Annotated in this window: 3 protein-coding genes; all 3 read right to left on the bottom strand. The window is 66.9% G+C overall.

All coding sequences use genetic code 11. From position 1 onward, the window contains the following. Nucleotides 1-215, bottom strand: a 215-nt coding sequence (locus tag A3A5_RS38815) for an ATP-binding cassette domain-containing protein (protein WP_035812872.1), incomplete at its 3' end; no start/stop codon positions are given. Nucleotides 216-567: 352 nt separating this feature from the next. After that, nucleotides 568-2,253 carry a GMC family oxidoreductase gene (locus A3A5_RS0117315; RefSeq protein WP_157637243.1) on the bottom strand — a complete coding sequence of 562 codons (1,686 nt, stop codon included), beginning with the start codon at nucleotides 2,251-2,253 and terminating at the stop codon, nucleotides 568-570. A 9-nt stretch (nucleotides 2,254-2,262) separates the two neighbouring features. Further along, nucleotides 2,263-2,589 (bottom strand): aldehyde dehydrogenase family protein (locus A3A5_RS38810; RefSeq protein WP_157637242.1); only part of this gene is annotated, 327 nt, incomplete at its 5' end.

Genomic DNA, 2,589 nt, shown 5'->3' with positions numbered 1-2,589 from the left:
GTGATGTCGATGCCGTTGAAAAGGATGGTGCCGGTGGTCGGCTCCAGGAACTTGGTGAGCAGGTTGAAGCAGGTCGTCTTGCCGGCGCCGTTGGGCCCGATCAACGCATGGATCGACCCGCGGCGCACCCGCAGGCTGACGTCGCTCACCGCCGTGAACCCCTTGAACTCCTTGGTGAGGTTCCGCGTTTCCAGGATGGTTTCCTGCTGGTTCATGTCTCCTGCCCGCCCTCTTGCTGAACTGCCGGGGTGATGCCCGGCACTGACAATGGTCCGAACCGGCCTGGTAGGCCCTTGCTGCCGCTTGTTCCGTCAGGCTGGCCGTGGTTGCGGCCCTGCTGCGGCTTTCTGTTCAGGTGCGGGGCGGCTCCCGCGCAGGTTGCGGCGATGGCGTTGATGTGCTGCCGACGCACCCTGTGAGGCGTCTATTGTGTGCGCCTGTTGCATCGCAAAACATCGGGGTTTGCACTATGAAACATGAACCAAGTGTCAGTTTTTTTGCAAGCGCACATGAGCAGGCCGCGCCACTTGGTCACGGCCCCGCCCGCGACCAAGTGGCGCGCTCATGTCAGGCGCCTGCGGCGGCTGCAGCCGGCGCCGGCTGCACCCATACTTCCGCCGCCGCCAGGCCCTGCCGGCGGTCTTCGCGGATCAGGTCGCTGGCGCGCTCGGCAATCATGATGGTCGGCGAATTGGTGTTGCCCGACGTGATCAGCGGCATCACCGAGGCATCGACCACGCGCAGGCCGTCGATGCCCAGCACGCGCAGGCGATGGTCGACCACGGCCATCGGGTCGTCGGCGCGGCCCATCTTGCAGGTGCCCACCGGGTGGAAGATGGTGGTGCCGATATTGCCGGCCGCTTCGGCCAGTTGTTCGTCGGTCTGGAATGCCGGACCCGGCAGCCATTCCTCGGGCCGGTACGGCGCCAGCGCCGGCGATGCCACGATACGGCGCGTGAGCCGGATGGAGTCCGCCGCGACTTTCCGATCCTCGTCGGTCGCCAGGTAATTCGGCGCGATCACCGGCGCCTGGCGGAAATCCGCGCTGCCGGCATGCACGCTGCCGCGCGATGTCGGCCGCAGGTTGCAGGCACTCGCGGTAAAGGCATTGAACGCATGCAGCGGGTCGCCGAACTTGTCCAGCGACAAGGGCTGCACGTGGTACTCCACGTTCGGCCGCGCCTGCGACGGGTCCGAGCGCGCAAAGGCGCCCAGCTGCGACGGCGCCATGCTCATCGGCCCGCTCTGGTTGAAGGCGTACTGCACGCCGATGCAGAACTTGCCCCACAGGCTCGCGGCGCGCGTGTTGAGCGTGCGCACGCCGCTGACCTTCACCACGGAGCGCAGCTGCAGGTGGTCCTGCAGGTTCTCGCCCACGCCGGGCAGCGCATGGCGCACCGGGATACCCAGCGCCTGCAGGCGCTCGGCCTGGCCGATGCCCGACAGCTCCAGCAGCTGCGGCGTATTGACCGCGCCCGCGGCCAGGATCACTTCCTGCGTGGCCGCCGCCGTGTGCGGCCGGCCGCCGCCGATATAGTTCACGCCGGTGCAGCGGCGCCCGTCGAAGGTCAGCCCGCTCACCTGCGCCCCGGTGACAACGGTCAGGTTGGGACGCTCCGACGCACGCCGCAGGAAGGCCTTGGCCGTGTTCCAGCGGATGCCGCGGCGCTGGTTCACTTCGAAATAGCCCACGCCGAAGTTGTCGCCGCGGTTGAAATCCTCCGTGCGCGGAATCCCCGCCTCTTCAGCGGCATCGGCAAAGCGTTCCAGGATGTCCCAGCGCAGCCGCTGGCCTTCCACGCGCCATTCGCCGCCGGCGCCATGGAATTCGCTCGGGCCGCGGTGGTGGTCCTCGCTGCGCTTGAACAGCGGCAGCACATTGTCCCAGCGCCAGCCATCGTCGCCGGTCAGCCGCGCCCACTCGTCATAATCCTCGCGCTGGCCACGCATATAGATCATGCCGTTGATCGACGAGCAACCGCCCAGCACGCGCCCGCGCGGATAGCCCAGCGAACGGCCGTTCAGCCCCGCCTCGGCCTCGGTGCGATAGAGCCAGTCGGTGCGCGGGTTGCCGATGCAGTACAGGTAGCCCACCGGAATATGGATCCAGTGGTAGTCGTCCTTGCCGCCGGCCTCCAGCAGCAGCACGTTGACGTCCGCATCCTGCGTCAGGCGGTTCGCCAGGACACAGCCGGCCGAACCGGCCCCCACGATGATGTAGTCGAATGTCTCTGTCGCTGTTCTTGTCATCATCGTTGCCGGTTATTTCGCCACCGGCATGGTGAACTCAGCGCCCTTGGCGATCGAATCCGGCCAGCGCTGCATCACGCTCTTGTAGCGCGTGTAGAAACGCACGCCCTCTTCGCCATAGGCATGGTGGTCGCCGAACAGCGAGCGCTTCCACCCGCCGAACGAATGCCACGCCATTGGCACCGGAATGGGCACGTTGATGCCGACCATGCCGATCTGGATCTGCCGCGCGAACGCACGCGCGATGCCGCCGTCGCTGGTGTAGCACGACACGCCGTTGCCGTACTCGTGCGCATTGATCAGCGCCACCGCTTCGGCAAAGTCATGCACGCGCACCAC

This window comes from Cupriavidus sp. UYPR2.512 (assembly GCF_000379565.1).
In the GTDB taxonomy this organism is placed as follows: Bacteria; Pseudomonadota; Gammaproteobacteria; order Burkholderiales; family Burkholderiaceae; genus Cupriavidus.
This window is presented reverse-complemented; position numbering and strand designations above follow the sequence as displayed.

Bases quoted from the DNA above. Each gene is read 5' to 3' on its own strand.
- A3A5_RS0117315 (WP_157637243.1), bottom strand. From the start codon at position 2,253: ATGATGACAAGAACAGCGACAGAGACATTCGACTACATCATCGTGGGG.